This window comes from Microbacterium sp. NPDC057658 (genome assembly GCF_042799975.1).
Classification (GTDB): domain Bacteria; phylum Actinomycetota; class Actinomycetes; order Actinomycetales; family Microbacteriaceae; genus Microbacterium.
The window spans coordinates 707579-729362 of record NZ_JBHVHT010000001.1 but is presented as its reverse complement, the minus strand read 5'-3'; the positions used below and the strand labels follow the sequence as shown (position 1 = coordinate 729362).

Sequence of the window (21784 nt, the reverse complement as noted above, 5' to 3'; positions counted from 1 at the left end):
GTCTGGCCGCATTTCCCAGGAGCAGCAAAGAAGTTTGCCGGCCCGGCACCTCCGGGGCGACTCTCCTGGCATGAAGAGATTCGATGTGCTCATCGTCGGCGGCGGTGCCGCCGGCCTCAGCGCCGCCCTGGTCCTGCTCCGCGCCCGACGCACGGTCGCGATCGTCGATGCGGGGGAGCCCCGCAACGCCCCCGCGGCGCACCTGCACGGCTTCCTCTCCCGGGACGGCGCCGCGCCCGCTGCGCTGCTCGCGAGCGGTCGCGACGAGGTCGCGGGCTACGGAGGCACGATCATCGACGGACGCGTCGCCGAGCTGTCCCCGGGCTTCACGGCCACCCTCGACGACGGGCGACGGCTGAAAGCCCGACGGGTGCTGGTCACCACGGGCCTGCGCGACGAGATCCCCGACATCCCTCGTCTGCGGGAGCGCTGGGGGCGCGATGTGCTGCACTGCCCGTACTGCCACGGGTACGAGGTGCGGGATCGCGCTCTCGGGGTGATCGGCGGCACGGCTGCGTCGGTCGCCCACGCGCTCCTCATCGCCCAGTGGTCCGCCGACGTCGTCTACTTCCCCCACACCCGGCCGCTCACGGACGACGAGCGGGAACGTCTCGACGCGCGCGGCGTCCGGGTGCATCCGGGCGAGGTCTCCCGCCTCATCGTCGAGGCCGACCGCCTCCAGAGCGTGGAGCTGAGCGACGGCACGCACGTCGAGCGCGCCGCGGTGTTCGTCCGCCCCGAGATGTGCGCTCACGACGCCCTCCTCCACGTTCTCGGCTGCGAGACCGACGAGAACGGGTGGGTCCGGCACGATGCCGGCGGGCGCACGAGCGTGCCAGGGGTCTCCGTCGCCGGGAACGTCGCCGATCCGCGTGCGCAGCTCATCACCGCGGCCGGGCAGGGCTCCGCCGCCGCGATCGCCCTCAACGCCGACCTCACCGACGACGACCTCGCCGCCCAGCTCGCGACCCACCGCGGCGCCTGACCCCCGAGAGAGAAGGAACACAGCAATGTCCGCAGCACCCGCCCCGACGGCGACCCCCGTCCCCCCGCCCACGCAGCACCAGCTCGCGCTGATGATCTGGATCGCCGTCTTCCCGACCCTCACGGTCTTGAACCTGGTCCTCGCCGCCCCGCTTTCCGGACTCCCGATCGTCGTGCGCACGCTGGTGCTCGTCACCATCGCCGTCCCCCTCGTGATCTACCTGGAGATGCCGCTGCTGCACCGCGTCCGCCGCCGGATCCACGGTCTTGTGACGGCGCGTCGGCGAAGGTAACGTTCTCCCGTTCCTGACGAGAGAAGGCGACGATGCCCCGGACAGATCGACCCCGTTCCACGACGTCCGTGTGGCGCCGCAAGCCCGTCAGCGACATGACGGAGGAGTCGGGCGGGAGCGGTCTGTTCCGGACGCTCGGGCTCTGGCAGCTCACCGCGATCGGCGTGGGCGGCATCGTCGGCGTCGGGATCTTCTCGCTCGCCGGGCTCGTCGCCCACGGCGACGCGACGACTCCCGCCGTGGGTCCCGCCGTCGTCCTCTCCTTCCTCATCGCCGGGCTCGCGTCGGCAGCGGCCGCGCTGTCGTACGCGGAGTTCGCCGGCATGATCCCGCGGGCCGGTTCCGCCTACAGCTACGGCTACGTCGCGCTCGGCGAACTCGTCGGCTGGTTCATCGGCTGGGACCTGCTCCTGGAGTACGTCGCCATCGTGGCCGTCGTCGCGATCGGCATCTCCGGCTATCTCGACGCATTCCTCTCCGGATTCGGGCTGGAGCTGCCGACCGCGATCACGGAGACCGCCGACCAGCCAGGGGGTGTGGTCAACATCCCGGCCATCCTCATCTGCCTGTTCGTGACGTTCCTGCTGAGCCGCGGCACCCGCACGTTCGGCCGCTTCGAACTCGTCGCCGTGGCCATCAAGATCCTCCTCGTGGTGTTCATCGTCGTCCTCGGCGTCTTCTTCATCGACCCCGCCAACTACGATCCCTTCCTGCCGAACGGCTTCGGCCCCGTCTTCACCGGTGCCGCGACGGTGTTCTTCGCGGTGTTCGGCTACGACGCGATGAGCACGGCCGCCGAGGAGGCGAAGGACGGGCGTCGGCACATGCCGAAGGCGATCATCCTGTCCCTCGTGATCGCCATGGTGCTCTACGTCGCCGCGACGCTCGTGCTCACGGGCATGCAGAACTACCAGGACATCGATCCGAAGGCGGGCTTCGCCTCGGCGTTCACGGGCGTGGGGCTCCCGGTCGTCGCCTCCGTCATCTCGGTGTTCGCCGTCGTGTCGATCCTCACCGTCATGCTCACGTTCCTGCTCGGCGCCACCCGGGTGTGGTTCAGCATGAGCCGCGACGGACTGCTCCCCGGCTGGTTCGCGCGGGTCGACCGCCGCGGCGTCCCGCAGCGGGTCACCTGGATCGCCGGGCTGGGCGCGGCGTTCTTCGCGGGCGTGTTCCCCATCCGCGCCGTCGCCGACCTCACGAACATCGGCATCCTCGCCGCCTTCGTCGTCGTCTGCATCGCCGTGATCGTGTTCCGTTACACCAAGCCGGATGCACCCCGGACGTTCCGGCTGCCGTTCATGCCCGTGGTCCCGATCGTCGGCGTGGGCTTCTCGCTCTTCCTCATCTCGCAGCTCCACCCCGAGACGTGGCTCCGGTTCGGGGTCTGGCTCGTGATCGGACTCGTCGTGTACTTCGCCTACAGCCGTCGGCACTCGCTCCTGAACCCGGACAGCCCCCGGCACCGCCCGGGCACGACTTCGGAGACCCCCGGCGACACGCCGTAGACGGGGCCGAGGAGGCGGCGGGTCGCGCCGCAGCTCCGAAGTCGTGCCCGGCGGGATCAGCCGACGACGAGGTTGGCGGTGTCGACGACGCGGTCACCCTCCGCGGGGAACGCCGTGCGGGTGACGCCGGCCTCCACGTTGCCGGTGTGCAGCAGCGTCGACCCGGCCCCGAACGCGTCGTCGCGCAGCTCCAGGGCGCCGCCCTCGAACCGGTTGCCGACCGCGCGGTAGTGGGTCGCGCCGCTCGTCACGGCGACGTGCGTGGTCGCCCCCTCGGCGCGGAAGGTGCTGTCGGAGAGCGTCAGGTGCAGCTCGCCCGCACCCGACCGCGACACCGTCGTCCCGCCCTTCGCCGACACCTCGGATCCCGCGATCTCGACGACCTGACGGTCCTTTCCGGCGGCCGCGATGCGGGCGTTGCGGAGCGTGGAGCCTTCGACGCGCAGCTTCGCCGTCGCCGAGGAGATGGGGGCGGCATCGTCGGCGCCGGAGAGGGTCGAGCCGCGGAAGGTGACCGCACCCGGACCGTTGATCTTCATGCCACCGACGCGGTCAAGCACCGTGTCGACGAAGGTCACCGGCGTCGTCACCGTCGCGTTGGTGAGCTCGCCGGGAGCGACGAACGTGAAGTGCGAGTCGGCGATCACGGTCGGCCGGGCGGAGTTGTCGGAGGCCTGGGTGATGATGAGCGTGTCCGAGGCGGTGCAGCCGCGCAGCTGCGCGCCGTCCGCGTTGATCCACAGCATCCCGGAGCCCGCGAGCGAGGGCTTGCCGATCACCTGCACGTCCTCCAGCGTCAGGTCGGTGATGCGCACGCGCGCGACGAACCACGAGCACACGTGCTTGCGGACGGTGATGCGCTTGGCCGCCGAGCCCCACGCCGCCCCGGAGTTCGCGAAGGTCATGAGACCGGAGTTGCCCGTGTAGGTGAGGTCGTGCTCGTACTGGCCGTGCGTGACGAAGGGACCCTGGTCGTCGCCGTCGCCGTGGCAGTTCTCCACGAGGCAGTAGGCGCTCGCGGTGAAGTCGTTGAGGTGCCGGGCGTTGGCGGTGTGGCAGTTGGCGACATACCCGTACAGGCAGTAGATCTGCTGCGTCAGGTAGCCGGCTCCACCCCACGTGACGGAGGTCGGGTTCTTCAGCGTGCAGCTCTCCGTGGTGAAGTACGTGTTCCACCGGCGCTGGATCAGCGGCCAGAAGGTCGCCGTGCCGTCGATGTGGTCCACGTCGCAGCGCACCGCGTACTCGAAGGCCAGCGGGTGCGACCCCGTGTACTCGTCCGTCCCCTTGCCGAGGAACTTCAAGTTCGACACCGTCACGTCCTGCACCGGCTTCACGTGCCGCCAGGTCATCGTGCGGTCCTTGCCGAGCGGCCAGCCGTTCTTGTAGTTCACGCGGATGTGCCGACCGTCGACGATCTGGGTCACCTGGACCAGCCGCTGCAGCTCGCGCTCCCAGCGACCAGACAGCGCGTTGACCTCGGCGGCGTACCACTCCCCGACCGCGAAGAACGACGAGTCGGCGACGGGGAAGATGTCGGCGAGGTCGGGCACGTCCTCGCCGAGCTTCGCCTCCTGCACCGCGTCGGTCACCTCGCCACGGAAGAACATGACGGCCGCGAAGGGGTCGTCCTTCCCGGCGTTCTCGATGCCCTCGGTCGTCATCAGGTGATTCCCGAAGTCGAACGCGATGTTGGACCGGGAGAACTTATGGCGGCGGACGAAGTTGAGGTCGGTGTGCGCCTCCACGCGCCGCACCCGGGCGTCGCCCACCATCGCGTCGAGCGCGTCGTCCGCGGGCGCGGAGGCGTCCATGATGCCGAACTTCCGAAAGTCGACCGTGCCGTCGTGCACGAGCACCCAGGCGCCGCCCTTCGGCCCCGCGAGCACCGTGCCGCCGTTGGCCGCGGGGGCGTCCTTCTTCACGAAGCGGTACAGCCCGTCACCGCCGTCGCCGGGGGCCGCGTAGCCGCTCGTGCGCACGAGGTCGCCGTCCTTGCCCTTGCGCGTCGCGAGGGCGGTGGCGACGCCTCCGTGCGCGACGTTCTTCGAGCCCGACGACTCCTGCGGCACGACGGGTCCGGCGGCCTGGGCGGCGGCGGGGGCGCCGATCGCGGCGACCCCGCCCAGGGCGGCGGCGCCGAAACCGGCGAGCAGCATCCGTCGACTGCGCATCGCCGCGGTCTCGGTGGTGGTGTCCAGCTGGGTCATGCTCATCCTCCTTGCGGCGTCCTCGCCGCGGTCAGGCGTCCGGCCCTCGGCCGGATCGCGGTCACCGATCAGTCCCCGATCCCCAGCGCTCTCCGAGCGGATGCTCAGAAGTAGTCGCCCGCCGTGAAGTGGCGGATGCCGTCCACCCGGGCCTCGCGGCGCAGCGGGCGGATCATCCCGGTGCGGTCGTCCTGCCGCACGGCCGCCGGAGCGAATGGGCGGACAGCGCGCTCCTCCGCCGCCAGCGCGGGGACGGCCAGCTCGCAGGTGCGGACGCCCGCCGCGGCCCAGTCCGCGGCCACGGCCTCCAGCACCGCGTGACGCACCCCGGCCGGATCGGCCGCAGTGGGATCGGTCGCGCTCTCGTGCAGCAGCCCGACGCCGTCGCGCACCTCCGCCACCGCGTAGCCGACCGTCGCGTCCGCCTCGGCGAGCCGGTACAGCGTCGCGCCCCGCAGTCGCACCTCCGCCATCGTCCAGTCGCGGTCGCCGCGCACCGGGGCGAGCACGACCACACCGGTGCGGGAGCGCTCGTAGACCTCGCGCAGCGGGCCGAGGACGCCGAGTCCCACGGACTCGCGCACGACCGAGGCGAGCTCCACGGCCGTCGCCGACGCCGCCCACGGTCCGGCCATCGTGCGGGGCATCGAGAAGGTCGTGAAGCCGCTCGACCGGTACACCTCGGGGGTTCCGGTGAACAGCAGGGCCCAGTCGGCGTCACCCGCCGCGTCCAGGGTGGCGGCCACGAGCCGGCGGGCCAGTCCCCGGCCCCGAGCCCGCTCGGCGACCGCGACGCTGCCGATCGCGTGCACCCGCGCCACCGCGCCGTCCGACTCCCGCAGGCTCTTCGGCAGTCCGTAGATCGACCCGCACACGCCCTCGTCGTCCTCCGCGACGAGCGTGTGGCTCAGCCGCTCGTCGTCCACGAGCCACTGGTCCGGCGCGAGGGGCGGCGTGAAGGCGGCCGCCCACAGTGCCGCGAGAGCGGGCTGGTCCTCCGCCCGCGCCGACCGCACGACCACGGCGCTCATGCCATCGAGGAGAGCTGGGCGCGGTCGACGGCGTGTGCGAGCGGACGCCCCGCGGCGAAGGCGTCGAGCTCGTCGGCGACGATCCGCCCCTGCCGCAGCCGGCCTTCCCTGGTCCCGGCCGCGCGGTGCGGGGTGAGCAGCACGCGCGGTGCCGAACGGAAGGGACTCTCCGCGGACAGCGGCTCCTCGTCGAACACGTCGATCGCCGCACTCAACCGGCCACGACGCAGTTCGGCGAGCAGGGCGGCCTCGTCGACCAGCCAGGACCGCGCCGTGTTGACCAGGCCGGCCCCGTCCGGCATCAGCGCGAGCTCGCGCGCACCGATCAGGTGATGCGTCTCCGGCAGGGTCGGGGCGTGCACCGCGACGATCTGCGCACGGCGGAGCGCCTCGTCGAGCGTCACGAGCTCCGCCCCGAGGGACGACGCCTCGGCCGCGTCGAGCGTGGGATCGACGAGCAGCGGCTGTGCGCCGAGCGCACGGAGGAGCTCGAGGTACGCCCGCCCGGTCCGGGAGGCGCCGATGACCGCGATGGGCGCGCCGAGGATCTCGTGCTGCACCCCGACGGCCTCCGCGTCCCACCAGCCGTCGCCGGCGCGCAGGGCGTCGTGCATCTCCGGCACCCGGTGCAGCAGGGCGAGCGTGAAGGTCAGCGACACCTCCGCCACCGACCGGGCCATCCCCGCCCCGGCCTGCGTCACCCGCACGCCGCGGTCGAAGAGCGCGTCGGTCGCGAACGGCTTGATCGTGGCACCCGTGTGCGCGATGAGCTCCAGCTTCGGGAGCGTGGCGAGCACCGCGTGGTCGAAAGGACCCACGCCCCAGCTCGTCACCACGACGCGCGCCTCGTCGAGCACCGCATCCGCGAGCCGGTCCACCCGCACGAACGTCCCGCCGAGCCGCGCCGCGACGGCCTCCAGACGCGCCGCATCGTCGGGCGAGAAGAACTCGGCGAACAGCTCCGCGGAGACGACCGCGACCACGGTCGGAGCGCTCGTCCCGGCGGTCATCGCAGCCAGGCCTCGAGGTTCTCGGCGATGAACGCGTCGTCGTTGAGCTCCGGGTACGCCTGCCGGACGCGGGCGATCTCCTCCGCCTGTCCCGGGGAGAGGCCCTCGGCCGGGTCGAGGCACCAGGTGCCCTCGAGAAGCCCCTGCTGGCGGAGCATCTCGTGCACCCCGGCGATGACCCCGTGGAAGTCGTTGCCCGGGTCGAACACGGCCTGGTTCACGTCCACCATGTCCGAGGCACGGCGTCCCACCTCGCGGTAGGCCTCCGCGTCTCCCGCCAGGGCGCGATGCACCCGCTCCAGCAGCGCGACCGCCGCGTGCGTGCCGACCGCCCACTGACCGAGCAGCCCGCCGACGAACCGGAGGGTGCGCCGCCCGGACGGGGAGTCCACGTGGAACTCGGAGAGCAGGTCGGCGACGATCGCGTCGTCGTTGCCCGTGTACAGCGCGATCTCGTCGGCGCGGCCCGAGGCGGCCACGCCCCGTACGAGCTCCAGCGTGCGATAGCGGTCGAAGGGAGCGGCCTTCACCGCGACGACGGAGGGGATCGCGGCGAACTCCCGCCAGAACTCGCGGTCGAGCACCGGTCCGCCGATCGCAGTCTGCAGGTAGAAGCCGACCAGCGGCAGCACCTCGCCGACGGCGCGGGCGCGGTCGAGCAGGGCACGCTCGTCCGCACCCGCGACGCGGGGACTCACCAGCACGGCGTCGTAGCCGAGGGAGCGGGCGAGCTCCGCCTCGGCGACCGCCTGAGCCGTGTCGCCCGCCACGCCGGCGATGCGCACGAGGGACGCATCGTCGCGGGCGTCCATCTCCTCCGCGGCCAGTGCGAGCACCGGCTCGAAGAGCGCATGCTCCGGGTCGCGGATCTCGAACTGCGTCGTGTGCACGCCGACGGCGAGGCCGCCAGCCCCGGCGTCGAGGTAGTAGCGGGAGAGCGCCCGCTGCCGCCGCTCGTCGAGCGTGCGCGCGGCGGTGAGGGCGAGCGGATGGGCCGGGATCACGGCACCGCGGGCGAGGGTCGCGGCGGCCTCAGGGCGCAGCGACGGCACGGTCGCCGTCCGCGCAGCGGCGTCGGTCATCAGAACTTCCCGTCCCGGACGGCCCACTTGGTGGGCTTGGCGATCATGGGCAGCCCGTCGCGGATCCAGCCGGCCTGCATGCGGATGAGCTCCTCGGCGGAGACGGACGGGTAGCCGAACAGGGCCATGCAGCGGCGGGCGTCGCTGAGCAGCGCGGTCGGCTGCGGCTCGTCGACGATCTCGACCTCCCGCTCGAACAGCTCGCCGAAACGATGGGCGATCGAGGAGACGCTGAGCAGCTCCGGACCGGTGAGGTTGATCACGAAGGGGTCGGTGGAGGCATGCACGAGGCTGCGCAGCACGACCTCGTTCGCGTAGCCCTGCCAGATCACGTTGACGTTCGCGGTGGCGACCGAGACCGGCTCGCCCGCGTGCACGGCGCTGCCGATGTCGGCGAGCACCCCGTAGCGGAGGTCGACGGCGTAGTTCAGGCGGATGATCGCGACCTTGGTGCCGCGCTCCTGCGCCCCGAACTCGAACACGCGCTCCCGACCGAGGCAGGACTGCGCGTACTCGCCGATCGGCGCGGGCGTGGTCTCCTCGGCGGCACCGCCCGAGGTGGCAGGGACGAACGGATACACGTTCCCGGTGGAGAGCACCGAGATCGCGCTGTCGCGGTAGCGGCGGGCGATGCGGTCGGGAAGAGCCGCGTTGACCTCCCACGCCCAGGAGGCGTTGGTCGCGGCACCGAACTTCGCGCCCACCATGAACACCACGTTCGGGGCATCGGGGAGACCGGCGAGATCGTCGTTCTCGATGAGGTCGAACGGCACGACGCGGACCCCCGCGGCCTCCAGGCGCTCGCGGATGGCGGCGTCGCCGAAGCGGGAGACCGCGTACACGGCGTCGTCCGTGCGGCCGGCGGCGTCCAGGCCGCGCCGGGCGAGCATCGCCAGGGTCGGTCCCATCTTGCCGCCGGCGCCGAGGATCACGAGGTCTCCGGAACCCTGGGAGAGGTCGGCCACGAGCCCGTCGCTCGGGGTGGCCAGCGCCTCCTCGAGCTCGGCCTCGGAGGCGAATGCGTACTGCGTCATTGTCGTGCGGTTCCCTTCTTCTCAGCCCTTGATCCCGGTGCCGGTGACGCCCTCCTGCACGTACCGCTGAGCGATGAGGTACGCGAGGAAGATCGGCAGCAGCGCCACGACGGAGCCGGCGAGCATGGTGCTGAGCGGCACATCCTGCTGCTGCAGCGACGAGATGCCCACGGTGAGGGTGAACATCGAGTTGGACTTGGCGATGATGAGCGGCCAGAGGAAGTCGTTCCAGTGCCAGAGGAAGACGAAGATCCCGAGCGTCGCGAGGATCGGCTTGCACAGCGGCAGCACGATCCGCAGGAAGATGCGGAACTCGCCGGCCCCGTCGATGCGGGCGGCCTCGAAGAGCTCGTCGGGAAGGCCCTGGATGAACTGGCGCATGAGGAAGACGGCCTGCGCGTTCGCGAGCGTCGGCAGGATGAGACCCCAGTAGGTGTCGATGCCGCCGAGGTTCGCCATGAGGATGAACGTCGGGATCAGCGTCACGTGGAACGGCACCATGACCATCGCCAGGAACGACCAGAACATGACCTCCTTGCCGCGGAAGCGCTTCTTGGCGAAGGCGTATCCGGCGAGCGCGGAGAGGAACAGCACCGCCACGACCGACACGAGCGAGTAGACGAGCGTGTTGAACAGCCAGACGAGGATGTTCTGCCCGGCGAGCACCTGCTCGTACGCCTCGAACGAGATGTCGTTCCAGGGGAGCAGCGAGCCGGGGAGCTCGACGAGCATGCCCGGCTTCAGGCTCAGCACGACCATGGCGTAGAAGGGGAAGAAGCTGAGGATGCCGGCGATGCTCAGCCAGACCCAGCGGACGGCGACACCCCAGCCGGTCGGCTCGAGCGCGCGGAACGAGCGGCGCTTCCGCGCGGCGGGACGGGTCGCGGGCGGCGTCGTCTGCGTCGGCGGCTGCAGGAGGGCGGTCATTTCTGCTTTCCGATCACGAGGCGCTGGATGAGGGCGACCACGAGGGTCATGAGGAAAAGGGCCACGCCGACCGCGGCCGCGTAGCCGTAGTCGAAGTAGCGGAAGCCCTGGTCGTAGAGCATGTAGACGAGGGAGTAGCTGGCATTCGCCGGCCCGCCCTGGGTCATCACGTAGATGACGTCGAAGACCTGGAAGGCGGCCGTCGTCTCGATCACCGCGAGGAAGAAGAAGGTCGGGCGCAGGTGCGGGAGGATGATCCACCGGAAGCGCTGCCAGGCGTTCGCGCCGTCGACCAGCGCCGCCTCCTCCAGCTCGCGCGGCACGTCCTGCAGGGCGGCGATGAGGATCATCATCCCGTAGCCGAACCGGGACCAGACGCCCACGACGACGATCGCCGGGATCACGAGCACGGTGCTGCCGAGCCAGGAGCCGCCGAGGCCGAGTGGGGTCATCAGCGCGGACCAGGGACCGTTGGCGGAGAAGATCCAGACGAAGATCGAGCCGGCCAGCACGAGCGAGGTGATGACGGGGAGGAAGAAGATCGAGCGGAAGAACCGGGCGCCGCGGAAGGCGCGGCGCACGCCGAGGGCCATGATCGTCGACAGCACGAGCGCGATCGGCACCGCGAAGACCGTGTAGATGAGGGTGGTCCCCAGCGCCCGCCAGAACAGCGGGTCGGCGACGAGGCGCTGGAAGTGGTCGAGGCCGCGCCAGGCGATCTCGCCGGAGATGTCGTAGTCGAAGAAGCTCAGCGCCACACCCGCGATGCTCGGGCCGAAGCGGAAGGCGATGAACAGCAGGAAGGCGGGGAGCACGAACAGGAACGCGACGCGCGCTTCCCGTCGGGCGAGCACCCGGGCGACCCGTCCTGCGGGCTTCGGCGCCGTGGTGGCCGTCGTCATTGTCGATTCCTCACGTGGGGGGCGGGAGAGAGGGGGCGTGCGGCGGGTACCCGCACGCCCCCGGGTGTCACTTCTGCAGCAGCGGGGCTGCGGCGGCCGCGGCGTCCTTCAGGGCGTCGGCCGGGGACTTCTGGCCGAGCAGGGCGGCCTGGATCTCCGGCGAGAGCACGCCCATGAGAGCACGGGAGCTGGCGTCGAGCTCGCCCACCGTGGTGTCGGGGACGTACTTCTCGACCTCACCGAGGAGCGGGTCGTCGGCGTACAGCGGCTCGGTGGTGCTGAGCGCGGAGAAGTAGCCGGCGGCCTTGAGATACGGCTCGACGACGTCGGCGCCGGTCGCGAACTCGGCGAACGCGGCTGCGGCCTCGGGGGCCTTCGAGCCCTTGAGCACGGACAGCGAGCCGACGGTGCCGTAGGCCACGGACTCCTTGTCGGTCAGCGGCGCGAGGACCTTGACGTTCTCCTCGCCCCAGAACGGCGCGACCTCGGTCACGGCGTTGTTCCAGGTGCAGGCGACCTTGCCCTGAGCGATGGCGGTCTGCTCCAGCGGGACGTTGGTGGTGAGGGCCTCCGGGTCGAGCGCGCCCTCCTCGGCCAGATCGGTCAGGAAGGTGAGCGCCTCTTCGCCGGCCTTGCTGTCGAAGCCGACCTCGCCGTCCTCGGTGTAGACCTCGCCGCCGGCCTGCCAGAGCAGCGGGTAGTAGGTGAGGTTGAGGGTGTTCTCGGCCGACGCCGGGTAGTTGAGGGCGTACATGCCCTTGTCGATGAACGCCGGAGCCATCTCGGCGATGTCGTCCCACGTCTCCGGGTACTCGGTCACCCCGGCCGCCTCGAACGCGGCCGCGTTGCAGATGAGCGGCTGCGCGCTGGTGAGGATCGGGGCGCCGAGGATGTCGCCGCCGAGCGTGACCGACTCCTTGACGTTGGGGAGCAGGTCGCCCTGGCGCTCCTCGCTGAGCAGGTCGTTCAGCGGGGCGATCGACTTCTGGTACGCCGCGAGCTGGTCGGGGATGAGGTAGACGACGTCCGGTCCCTTGCCGGCGGCGATCGCCGTCTGCAGGGCCTCGTCACGGTTCGCCCACGGGAAGATCTCGTACTTCACGTTGACGTTCTCGTTCTCCTTCTCGAACGCCTCGATGGTCGAGTCCCAGAAGTCCTTGTGCACCGCCTCGTCGGCGATGACGGGGTAGAGCCAGACCGTGATGTCCTGCTCGCCCTCTGCGGTGTTGCCTCCGCCGGCCGAACATCCGGCCAACAGGGTGGCGGCCGCGACTCCCGCGACGACGCCGGTGATCTTGCTGACGCGCATGGTGCTCCTTTGCGTAAACCGTGCTGAGTACGGTTCATTATGACATTGGCTTTGGATAATTCGTCAAGCACAAGTTCTCAGAGCCTTGTTTCGGCCGTGTTTCTCGGCCGTGAACAACAATCCCCGATCTGAGAATCGGGTGTGCTAATTTGATCGCACCAACGGCGGAGACGAAGGAGGGACCCGATGGGCGCGACCAGTCCGCTCTCGATCGTGGCGCGGTCCGCACTCCGGCTGCGCGACGCCGGACCGGCGACGGTCAGCGACCTCTCCCGGTCGCTCGAGGTCTCCCGCACCTCCGTCGAGAACGCCGTGGCGGTGCTCTCCGACTCCGGACTCCTCGTCGACGCCCTGGCGCAGAACGGCGGCGGTGCGGGGCGCCCGGCCCGCCGCTACTCCTTCCACGCCGCCGCCGGCGTGGTGGTGGGCGTCGACATCGGCGTCGCGAGCGTGCGCGTCGTCGTCGCGGATCTCGCGGGCGTGGTCATCGCTCAGCGCACCTTCCCCGGCGTCGCGGAGCAGCCCGACGGCCCGGCCAAGCTCGCCGCCGTGATCGACGACGTGCGACGCACGCTCGCCCGGCTCTCGCTGCCGCGCACCGGTCTGCGGGCGATCGGCGTCTCCCTGCCCGGCATCGTCGACGACGACGGACGGGTCACCACCTCGGTCGTCATCCCGGAGTGGTCCGGCATCGACATCGGCTCGCAGCTGCGCCAGGCGTTCGGCTGCCCCGTGGCGGTCGACAACGGTGTGCGGCTCGCGGCCGTCGCGGAACATCACCTCGGCGTCGCGCAGCTCGTCGACGACGTCATCTACCTGTCGGTCGGCAACCGCATCGCCATGGGCCTCATCCTCGGCGGCCGCCCCCGGCGCGGCATCCACAACGCGGCGGGAGACATCGGCCGCCTCGCGTTCCGGGGGCTGAACACCGAGACCGGGCAGATCTCGTGGCGCACCGCCCCGACCGCCGCCGAGGTGTTCGCCCTGGCGCGCAGCGGAGAGCGGGCCGCCCGGGAGGAGCTCGACGGCTTCATCGACGAACTCGCCCATGGGATCGCGACGCTGATCATGACGGTCGATCCGGCCATGGTCGTCATCGGCGGCGGACTCTCGGCCGCGCACGAGCAACTGCTCGACCCCCTGCGCGCCGCTCTGCCAGGCCACCTCGGTCTGCCGTTCCAGGTGCCCGTCGCGGAGGCGCGGCTGGGAGCGGAAGCCGCCGCCCACGGCGCCGTCGTGCATGCGTTCCAGCGGCATCCGGGCGACATCTACGGCATCGAGGACATGCCCGCCCCACCGATCACCCCCCTGCCGCACGACCCCGCGGCCGGCGACGACCCCGAGGAGAAGCAGTGAGCACGTTGAAGGTCGGACTCATCGGCGCGGGCGGGATCTCCCGCGTGCACGCCGACGCCTGGCGGGCGCTCGGCGTGCAGGGCTTCGTCACCTCGAAGGAGGGCGCGGAGGAGATCGCCGCCGAGTACGGCTTCGAGGTCGTGGCCGACGTCGACGCGCTCCTGGAGCAGGTCGACGTCGTCGACATCGTCACGCCGAGCAGCACCCACGCCGACTTCGCCCTTCGGGCCATCGCCCGCGGGGTCGACGTGATCTGCGAGAAGCCGCTCGCCGCGACCGCGGAGGCCGCCGCCGAGGTGACCGCCGCCGCAGCCGCCGCGGGAGTGCGGCTGTTCCCCGCCCACGTCGTGCGCTACATGGGGGAGTACGGCCGGATCAAGGCCGGGATCGACGCCGGGCAGATCGGCACCCCCGCCGTGCAGCGCTTCCGTCGCCTGGGCGCCGCGCCGCAGGCCCCCTGGTTCTTCTCGGAGCGGGCGGGCGGCGGCGTCATCCGCGACCTCATGATCCACGACATCGATCAGGCGCTGTGGTTCGCCGGCCCGGTCGACAGCGTCTACGCCGTGCAGAACCCGCCGACGGTCGACGACCGCGTGCCCGCCCCGGTCACGGCGCATGTCGTGCTCACCCACCGCAACGGGGTCATCAGCCACGTGCACGCGAGCTGGGTGCAGCCCGGCATGCCGTTCCGCACGAGCGTCGAGGTCGCCGGATCCGAGGGGCGCCTGCGCTACGACAGCGCCGAGGACCACACGCTGCGCACCGACGCCGTGCTCGTCGAGGGCGCGACCGACTACCTCCCGCCGATGTCGCCGGAGGAGAGCCCGTACTACGCGGAGATCGCCGACTTCGTGGCTGCCATCGCGGAAGGACGCGAGGCCGCCGTCACCCCGGAGGACGGCATCCAGGCGGTCGCGGTCGCCGAGGCCGCCTACGCCTCGATCGCCTCCGGAGCCCCGGTCGCCCTCCCCGCTTCGTCCCCCGCCGTCGCCGTCGCCGAGGAGGCCACCCGATGACCGCTCCCCGTCCGCTGCGGATCGCCGTGCTGTCCTTCGCGCACACGCACGCCCTCAGCTACGTGCACGCGCTGCAGCAGATGCCCGATGTCGAGCTGATCGCCGCCGATCCCGACGGCGCCTCCGCCCCGGACGACGCTCCGCGCGGTGCCGCCCTGGCCGCGGAACTCGGGGTGGCCTATGTGGAGACCTACGACGAGGCCTTCGCCTGGGGTCCGGACGCGGTCGTGGTGGCCGCCGAGAACTCCCGTCACCGCGCCCTCGTCGAGCAGGCCGCCGCGGCCGGCGTGCACGTGCTGTGCGAGAAGCCGCTGGCGACGACGGTCGAGGACGCGATCGCGATGCGCGACGCCTGCGACCGGGCGGGCGTGCTGCTCATGGTGGCGTACCCGGTGCGCTTCTCCCCCGCGGTGCGCGATGCCGTCGCCGAGCTGCGCAGCGGACGCCTCGGGACGATCCTCGGAGTCACCGGCATCAACAACGGCAAGCTCCCGCAGGACCGGGCCTGGTTCACCGATCCCGCGCTCGCCGGCGGCGGTGCCCTGGTCGACCACGTCGTGCACTGCGCCGACCTCCTCGACGAGCTCCTGGGCGAGCGGGCGCAGACCGTCCGCGCGGTGTCGAACAGCATCCTGCACGGGGAGCGCGACCTCGCGGTCGAGACCGGCGGCCTCGTGACGATCCAGTACCCGAGCGGCGTGATCGCCACGATCGACTGCTCGTGGAGCTGGCCGCTGAGCTCGCCGACCTGGGGCGGCCTCACCCTCGAGGTCGTGGCCGAGCGCGGGACCGTGACCGTGAGCCCCTTCGCGAAGGGCGTGGCCGGACACGATGCCCACGGCGAGACCTGGACCCCGGTCGGGGCCGACCTCGACGCCCTGCTGCTCGAGGAGTTCGTGCAGGCCGTGCGCGCGGGCCGTCAGCCTCAGCCCGACGCCGGTGTCGGCATCCGGACCGTCGAGATCGTGAAGGCCGCGCAGGAGTCCGCGTCCCGCGCCGGCACCCCCATCCCCCTCTAACCCCGCCCCGTCCCTCGCGGGATCGAAAACGCTCCCCTTCCGGTCTCCCCCGGCACCTTTCCCGTCCCGCACCCTTCTCCGCGCCCCGAGTTCCCCCTCGCGGGATCGAAAACGCTCCCCGCTCCGCCTCCTCAGGAACGTTTCCCGTCCCGCACGGAGACGGTGCGCGCATGCCGGAGTCCCAGGCCCTCCCGTCCCGGAGCGAGCGGGCGGGCATGAAATTGGCGCTGCGGGCGTTGCACCGGAGGCCGCAGCGACACGGAGGAGACAACATGCGCATCGACCTCGCCGGGAAGACCGCCCTCGTCACGGGTTCCACCCAGGGCATCGGGCTCGCCATCGCCACGACCCTCGCCGACGCGGGCGCACGGGTCGCCGTCAACGGCCGGAACCCCGAGACCGTGTCGTCGGTCGTCGCCGCACTGCAGGAGGAGCATCCGGACCGGAACCTCGTCCCGGCTCCGGGCGACGTCACCACGGAAGACGGCGCCGCCCGCGTGCTCGCCGCCACCGGAGACGTCGACATCCTCGTGAACAACCTCGGCATCTTCGGGGCCACCCCTGCGCTCGACATCTCCGACGACGAGTGGCGCCGGTACTTCGAGGTGAACGTGCTCGCCGCCGTCCGGCTCATCCGCGCGACCCTGCCCGGCATGACGGAGCGCGGCTGGGGTCGGGTGCTCGACATCGCCAGCGACTCCGCGGTCGTGATCCCCGCAGAGATGATCCACTACGGGATGTCGAAGACCGCGCTGCTCGCCGTGTCCCGGGGCTTCGCGAAGGAGGCGGCCGGCACGGGGGTGACCGTGAACTCGGTGCTCGCGGGGCCGACCCACACCGGCGGCGTGGAGGACTTCGTGTACTCGCTCGTGGACCCGGAGCTGCCGTGGGAGGAGGCGCAGCGCGAGTTCATGCGCGTGCACCGCCCCCAGTCCCTGCTGCAGCGGCTCATCGAACCGGAGGAGATCGCGAACATGGTCGCGTACCTCGCGTCCCCGCTCGCCTCGGCGACGACGGGTGCCGCGGTCCGCGTCGATGGCGGCTACATCGACGCGATCGTCCCCTGACGGTTCGAATCGCGCACATGGTGGCATCTGCGGCCGGAATGGGGCCATTCGGGCGATTCGAAATGGAGGGGTAAGCTGGCCCCGGAGAAGCACGGAAAGGCGGTGATGGCGATGTCCGACGATAGTAACGACGCCGCCCTCGCTGCGTCGCGCTTCCCCGCGCCCACGCGTTGAGCTCCTGCTCCGCGTTCGCGCCTCTCGCCTCGCAGTCATCGGCGGCGTCTCCCGCCCCCTGACGAATCCGCACGGACCCTCGCATTCGTGCGCCCGCGAGAACGGAGCCGCATCATGGCGCTCATCGACAACGGCGTGTACGTCCACGGACGTCGCGTGGAGACCCCGAAGAACCTGGACGAGACCTACCGGATGCTGGATGCCGCCGGCGGGATCGCGTGGATCGGCCTGTACCGACCGAGTCCCGAAGAGGTCGCCTCCGTCGCCCGCGAGTTCGACCTGCATCCGCTCGCCGTCGAGGACGCGCTCTCGGGGCATCAGCGCTCGAAGGTGGAGCGCTACGGCGACACCCTCTTCGCTGTGCTGCGCCCCGCCCGCTACCGCGACAAGGAGGAGTCGATCGAGTTCGGCGAGCTGCATCTGTTCATCGGCCCCGACTTCGTGGTGACGATCCGCCACGCGGAGTCGCCGAACCTCGCCGCGGTCCGCCGCCGGATGGAGGCGAACCCGGATCTGCTCGCGATGGGACCGGAGGCGGTCTTCTACGCGATCCTCGACGAGGTCGTGGACGAGTACGAGCCCGTGGTGGCGGGCCTGGAGAACGACATCGACGAGATCGAGGACCAGCTCTTCGGCGACAGCGACGACGACGCCCTCTCCCGCCGCATCTACGAGCTCTCCCGCGAGGTCATCAACTTCCAGCGCGCGGTGCACCCGCTGAGCGGCATGCTGGAATGGCTGCGCCGCGGGTCGGAGAAGTACCGCATCGACGAGGAGCTGCAGCGCTCCCTCCGCGACGTGCTCGACCACACGATCCGCGTGAACGAGCGGGTCGACTCGTTCCGCGCGATCCTGGAGAACGCCCTGACGGTGCAGTCGGCGCTGGTCGCCCGGCGGCACTCGGAGGCGGGGCTCGCCCAGAACGACGAGATCAAGAAGATCTCCTCGTGGGCGGCCATCATCTTCGCGCCCACGCTCGTCGGCACGGTCTACGGCATGAACTTCGACGTGATGCCCGAGCTGCACTGGGCGTTCGGCTATCCGATGGCGATCGGGGCGATGGCCGCGTTCGCGGTCGGGCTCTATGGGGTGTTCAAGTACAAGAGGTGGCTCTGACGCGCAGGCGGTCACGGGGAACGCCGGGACGCGGCCGATCTGCGGGCACGGAGCGCGCCCAGGAGCTCCCTCCGGCGTGAAGAACCAGGGCCCACGGCGGGCGAGATGCGCGAGACTGGAAGCATGGCGCTCGATCTCCTCCTGTCCCGCATCGTCGAGAGCGGTCTGCTCGAAGACCCCGTCTCCGAGAACGGTCTCGTCTACGGCCGGGCGAGCCTGGATGCGGCCGGCACCGTCGTGAACGTGAACGTCGACCCCGAGCTGGAGGGCGACGAGACCGCGGAGGACCTGGATCCCGACGAGCTCGTCGCGGCCATCGCGCGCGTGCTCTCGATGAGCGAGAAGCGCTGGCGGGCGATCGTCGAGGAGGTCGCGCTCGACATCGAGGACGCGGTGGAGGACGAGCCCGTCGTCGAACAGATCGACCTGCGGGACGACCTCGAGGCCACCTCGGTCGTCGTGTTCGCGGATGCCGTGCTGCTCGCGTTCGTCGCCCCCAAGCAGTTCCCGGAGTCACGCATCCTCGTGCAGCTCGACGAGGAGCTGGAGGTCGACGGCATCGAGGTGCGCGAGCCCGACGGCACCGAGGTCATCGACGTCGACACGCTCGACGAGCTGATGGACCTCATCAGTCGCGCCGACCGGGACTGACCCGCCGGAACAGGCATTCACCGGGCAACAGGCCACACCAGCGGTAACTGCCTGACCTCGCGCGAGCGCCTGAGACCCACGCCCCGCGGCAAACAGGACGGGGACGGCGCCGGGGCATTACGCTCCCGCGCGAAGCAGAAGGCGGGCGACGGATAAGCTCTGAGGCGTGCCGATCGCCCCTTCCGCCTCCCCCGCCACCGCCTCCGACGACCTCGGCCGCCTCGCCGCCGCCCTCCGCGACCCCGCACCGTTGAACTGGATCATCACCGGCGACTCGATCACCCATGGCCTGGTGCACACCCAGGGCGGGCGCAGCTACCCGGAGCACCTCCACGAGCTGATCAGGGGCGAGCTCGAGCGCGTCCGCGACATCGTCCTCAACACCGCGATCAGCGGCAACCGGATCGTCGACATCCTCGACGACTGGGAGCGTCGGGTCGCCGGCTGGCAGCCGGACGTGGTCACCCTCATGGTCGGCACCAACGACGCCTCGGACGGCGGGCCGCGACCGGTCATCTCGCCGGACGACTACGCCTCCTCCCTCCACGACTTCGTGCGCCGGGTGCGCGAGCTCGGCGCCATCCCGGTGCTCCAGACGCCGCCCGCCATCGACGTCCGCAATGCGCCGGAGCGGGCGCGGATCGCCGACTTCGCCGAGGCCGTGCGCCAGGTCGCGGCCGCGGAGGACGTGATCCTCGTCGACCAGCACGCGCACTTCGCGGAGCTCGGGAACGGCGGCGTGCCGTGGGGCCTCATGAACGACCCGTTCCACCCCAGCGCGGTCGGCCACGCCGCTCTCGCCCTCGAGCTCGCCCGCGTCCTCGGCATCGCGCCGCAGGGTCCGCGCGCCCGCACGGCCGCCCTCCTCGAAGGCCTGGTCGGCACGGCCCGCGTCTTCGGCTGAGAGGCCGGCATTTCACCCGACCCGGGTGACCGCTCTGGACGGCGGTGACGGCGCGACGCTAGGTTGAGCGCATTCACATCCGACAGTGAGGTGGGGGCATGTCGCACGTCGTCGCAACCGGGGCCGGCAAGGCCATGATGGAACGTCGGAACGATCCGACGCACGAGTACATCCTGAAGCTCACCGGCAAGGAGCGGCCCCGGGTCCTCTTCGTCGGCACCGCCACGGGCGACGACACCGCCTACATCGTGAGCTTCTACTCCACGTACGACTCCGACAGATGCGCGCCGCACCACCTGCCGCTGTTCCACCGCGCGGTCGACGACCTCGCCGGCTTCGTGAAGGGCTTCGACGTCATCCACGTCGGCGGCGGGAACACCGCCAACATGCTCGACGTGTGGAAGCGTCAGGGCCTCGACGAGATCATGCGCGAGATGTGGGAGGACCCCTCCTCGAACGTGGTGTTCACCGGCGGCAGCGCGGGCGGCATCTGCTGGTTCGAGGGCGGCACGACCGACAGCTACGGGCCCACGCTGCAGGTGCTCCCGGAGGGCCTGGGCTTCCTGCACGGCAGCTTCTGCCCGCACTACGACGCGGAGGACCAGCGCCGGCCCCTCTTCCACGCCTCGCTCCTCAGCGGTGAGCTGTCCACCGGCTATGCGGTGGGCAACCTCCAGTCGCTGCACTTCGAGAACGGCGCGTTCGTCACCGCGGTCAGCCCGGTCGAGAACCCGCTGGCGCTGAAGGTCGAGGCGGTCGACGGGGCGATCGTCGAGACCGAGCTGCCGGTGGAGGTCCTCGCCGGATCGGCGCCGATCATGAAGGGGCCATCGTCGTGAACGACAGCGTCTGGATCCTCGTCGCCGAGCTCATCGTCGTCGTCCTGGCGATCTTCATGGGCACCCGCACGAGCGGGATCGGCCTGGGGGTGTGGGGCCTCGTCGGCGTCGCGGTGCTCGTGTTCGTGTTCGGGGAAGCCCCCGGCAACGCCCCGGTCGACGCCGTGTTCATCGTCATCACGGTCATCACCGCGGCCTCGACCATGCAGGCCGCTGGCGGTATCGACTGGATGGTGTCGGTGGCCGCCAAGGTCATCCGCAAACGCCCGAAGTCCGTCGTCTTCCTCGCGCCGGCGATGTCGTTCCTCTTCACGGTCGGCGCGGGCACCGGCAACATCTTCTATCCGCTGCTGCCGGTGATCTACGACGTCTCGTACCAGCAGAAGATCCGGCCGGAGCGGGCGCTGTCGGTCTCGGCCGTCGCCTCGCAGGTCGGCATCCTGTGCTCTCCGGTCTCCGCGGCCACCGCATCGATGGTCGTGCTGCTCGCACCGCAGGGCGTCGATCTCGGCGGCCTGCTCCTCATCATGTGGCCGGCCTCGATCGCGGGCCTGCTCGTCGCCGCGCTGGTCATGATGCGCCACGGCAAGGACCTCGAGGACGACCCGGAGTACCAGAAGCGCCTGGCGGAGGGACAGATCAAGCCGCCCGTGGTCGACGCTCACGAGAACAAGCTCCCGGCGACCGCCGTGCTCTCGGCCTCGCTGTTCCTCGCCGGCGTCGCGGTGATCGTCTTCTTCGGCCTGTTCGAGAACCTCCGTCCGGTCATCGGCACCGATGACGACGGCGATCCGGTGCGCCTGAGCGTCACCGTGATCATCGAGGTCGTCATGGGCATCATCGCCGCACTGATCTTCGTGTTCTGCAAGGTGAAGGCCGCCGACGTGCCGAAGCAGTCCACCTTCCCCGCGGGCATCGTCGGCGCCATCGCCCTGTTCGGCATCGCCTGGCTCGCCAACACGTTCGTCGCCGCGAACCAGACCCTCATCGTCGACGGACTCGGCTCTGTGGTCTCCGGATCCTCCGCCTTCCTCGGAGCGCTGCTGTTCGCGCTGGCGCTGTTCGCGGTCGCCATGCTCACGACCAGCCAATCGAGCGCCACGAACGCGATCGTCCCGATCGGCATCACGATCGGGCTGCCCGCCTCTCTGCTGGTGGGGCTGTGGCCGGCGGCGATGGGCATCTACACGCTGCCCGCCAACGGCAGCCAGGTGGCCACGGTCGCGTTCGACCAGACCGGGACGACGAAGATGGGCAAGTTCGTCCTGGACCACTCGTTCCAGCTGCCGAACCTCGTCTACGTCGGCACGGCCATCGTCGTCGGGGTGGCGCTGTCGTTCCTGTTCTGGTGA

20 protein-coding genes are annotated in these 21784 nt (G+C 70.9%); 12 read left to right on the top strand and 8 right to left on the bottom strand.

What is annotated here, in order from left to right:
* The first annotated feature begins 70 nt into the window (after window positions 1–70).
* From ACFU8V_RS03475 to ACFU8V_RS03465, 3 genes are read left to right on the top strand one after another with little or no spacing between them, the layout of a single operon-like run.
* A complete protein-coding gene (locus ACFU8V_RS03475; protein WP_378868990.1) occupies window positions 71–985 on the top strand; it encodes an NAD(P)/FAD-dependent oxidoreductase in 915 nt (304 codons plus the stop codon).
* 25 nt (window positions 986–1010) lie between these two features.
* Window positions 1011–1277: a hypothetical protein gene (locus ACFU8V_RS03470; RefSeq protein ID WP_060922902.1), complete on the top strand. Its 267-nt coding sequence runs from the start codon at window positions 1011–1013 to the stop codon at window positions 1275–1277.
* A 32-nt stretch (window positions 1278–1309) separates the two neighbouring features.
* Window positions 1310–2785, top strand: coding sequence for an APC family permease (locus ACFU8V_RS03465; RefSeq protein ID WP_126894533.1), 1476 nt, complete (start codon window positions 1310–1312; stop codon window positions 2783–2785).
* Between the two features lie 56 nt (window positions 2786–2841).
* Here the strand turns inward: ACFU8V_RS03465 and ACFU8V_RS03460 are convergent, their stop codons facing one another.
* From ACFU8V_RS03460 to ACFU8V_RS03425, 8 genes are all read right to left on the bottom strand, one after another.
* Window positions 2842–4995: a peptidase C14 gene (locus ACFU8V_RS03460; RefSeq protein WP_378868985.1), complete on the bottom strand. Its 2154-nt coding sequence runs from the start codon at window positions 4993–4995 to the stop codon at window positions 2842–2844.
* A gap of 104 nt (window positions 4996–5099) precedes the next feature.
* Window positions 5100–6026, bottom strand: a complete 927-nt coding sequence (locus ACFU8V_RS03455) for a GNAT family N-acetyltransferase (protein ID WP_378868982.1) — start codon at window positions 6024–6026, stop codon at window positions 5100–5102.
* Window positions 6023–7036, bottom strand: coding sequence for a hydroxyacid dehydrogenase (locus ACFU8V_RS03450; RefSeq protein ID WP_315109302.1), 1014 nt, complete (start codon window positions 7034–7036; stop codon window positions 6023–6025). Before ACFU8V_RS03450 ends, ACFU8V_RS03455 begins: the two co-directional genes overlap by 4 nt.
* Complete coding sequence (locus ACFU8V_RS03445; RefSeq protein ID WP_378868978.1) at window positions 7033–8118, bottom strand: dihydrodipicolinate synthase family protein; 1086 nt, start codon at window positions 8116–8118, stop codon at window positions 7033–7035. Before ACFU8V_RS03445 ends, ACFU8V_RS03450 begins: the two co-directional genes overlap by 4 nt.
* Window positions 8118–9152 carry an NAD(P)-dependent oxidoreductase gene (locus ACFU8V_RS03440; protein ID WP_085604397.1) on the bottom strand — a complete coding sequence of 345 codons (1035 nt, stop codon included), beginning with the start codon at window positions 9150–9152 and terminating at the stop codon, window positions 8118–8120. The genes ACFU8V_RS03445 and ACFU8V_RS03440 overlap by 1 nt, the downstream gene beginning before the upstream one ends.
* Before the next feature lie 21 nt (window positions 9153–9173).
* A complete protein-coding gene (locus ACFU8V_RS03435) occupies window positions 9174–10079 on the bottom strand; it encodes a carbohydrate ABC transporter permease (RefSeq protein WP_249521303.1) in 906 nt (301 codons plus the stop codon).
* Window positions 10076–10981: a carbohydrate ABC transporter permease gene (locus tag ACFU8V_RS03430; protein ID WP_062633348.1), complete on the bottom strand. Its 906-nt coding sequence runs from the start codon at window positions 10979–10981 to the stop codon at window positions 10076–10078. Before ACFU8V_RS03430 ends, ACFU8V_RS03435 begins: the two co-directional genes overlap by 4 nt.
* A 67-nt stretch (window positions 10982–11048) precedes the next feature.
* Window positions 11049–12290, bottom strand: coding sequence for an ABC transporter substrate-binding protein (locus ACFU8V_RS03425; protein WP_102208546.1), 1242 nt, complete (start codon window positions 12288–12290; stop codon window positions 11049–11051).
* Between the two features lie 186 nt (window positions 12291–12476).
* Between ACFU8V_RS03425 and ACFU8V_RS03420 the strand changes: the two genes are divergently transcribed.
* The 9 genes from ACFU8V_RS03420 (at window position 12477) to ACFU8V_RS03380 (ending at window position 21784) form a co-directional block, all read left to right on the top strand.
* On the top strand, window positions 12477–13646 hold the full coding sequence (locus ACFU8V_RS03420) for an ROK family protein (protein WP_378868973.1): 1170 nt from the start codon (window positions 12477–12479) through the stop codon (window positions 13644–13646).
* Window positions 13643–14662 carry a Gfo/Idh/MocA family protein gene (locus tag ACFU8V_RS03415; protein ID WP_085604384.1) on the top strand — a complete coding sequence of 340 codons (1020 nt, stop codon included), beginning with the start codon at window positions 13643–13645 and terminating at the stop codon, window positions 14660–14662. The genes ACFU8V_RS03420 and ACFU8V_RS03415 overlap by 4 nt, the downstream gene beginning before the upstream one ends.
* Window positions 14659–15681: a Gfo/Idh/MocA family protein gene (locus ACFU8V_RS03410; RefSeq protein WP_378868970.1), complete on the top strand. Its 1023-nt coding sequence runs from the start codon at window positions 14659–14661 to the stop codon at window positions 15679–15681. Before ACFU8V_RS03415 ends, ACFU8V_RS03410 begins: the two co-directional genes overlap by 4 nt.
* A 272-nt stretch (window positions 15682–15953) precedes the next feature.
* Window positions 15954–16748 (top strand): SDR family NAD(P)-dependent oxidoreductase, encoded by a 795-nt coding sequence (locus ACFU8V_RS03405; protein WP_378868967.1) that lies wholly within the window; start codon window positions 15954–15956, stop codon window positions 16746–16748.
* Window positions 16749–17036: 288 nt separating this feature from the next.
* Complete coding sequence (gene corA / locus ACFU8V_RS03400; RefSeq protein WP_085604376.1) at window positions 17037–18038, top strand: magnesium/cobalt transporter CorA; 1002 nt, start codon at window positions 17037–17039, stop codon at window positions 18036–18038.
* Between the two features lie 123 nt (window positions 18039–18161).
* Window positions 18162–18689, top strand: a complete 528-nt coding sequence (locus ACFU8V_RS03395; protein WP_025104159.1) for a hypothetical protein — start codon at window positions 18162–18164, stop codon at window positions 18687–18689.
* 166 nt (window positions 18690–18855) lie between these two features.
* Entirely contained in the window at window positions 18856–19593 is a 738-nt protein-coding gene (locus ACFU8V_RS03390) for an SGNH/GDSL hydrolase family protein (RefSeq protein WP_366215848.1), read from the top strand.
* A 98-nt stretch (window positions 19594–19691) separates the two neighbouring features.
* Entirely contained in the window at window positions 19692–20432 is a 741-nt protein-coding gene (locus ACFU8V_RS03385; RefSeq protein WP_303709624.1) for a peptidase E, read from the top strand.
* Complete coding sequence (locus tag ACFU8V_RS03380; protein ID WP_303709623.1) at window positions 20429–21784, top strand: anaerobic C4-dicarboxylate transporter family protein; 1356 nt, start codon at window positions 20429–20431, stop codon at window positions 21782–21784. Before ACFU8V_RS03385 ends, ACFU8V_RS03380 begins: the two co-directional genes overlap by 4 nt.